Source organism: Gardnerella sp. C0684A1, from assembly GCF_055326835.1.
Genome location: NZ_JBLTSX010000111.1, coordinates 1 through 229, shown reverse-complemented (window position 1 = coordinate 229; position 229 = coordinate 1). Strand labels below are relative to the sequence as shown.

Annotated in this window: 1 protein-coding gene; it reads right to left on the bottom strand. The window is 69.4% G+C overall.

Annotated features, from left to right (window positions below; all coding sequences use genetic code 11):
- The coding region (locus ACNEUN_RS06510) for a hypothetical protein (RefSeq protein ID WP_463631659.1) at positions 1 to 229 on the bottom strand (229 nt) is incomplete at both ends.

Below are 229 nucleotides of genomic sequence, written 5' to 3'. Positions count from 1 at the left end.
GAACTGCACCGTCCAGACATCGGGCGCACGCTGCGTCGTCACCGCGTCGGGCGGAAACGGCTTGCCGAAGCGGAAGCGCGTGTCCGGCGTGTCGACGAAATAGCGCAGGCTGTCGTCCTCCGGCGTCATGCCGGTCAGCACCGCGCCAAAGCGCTCCCATTGCGGCTGCGTGCCGTAGTGGGCCGCCTTCGGGCCGATCAGCTGGAAGCGCGCCTCCAGCTCCTCGACC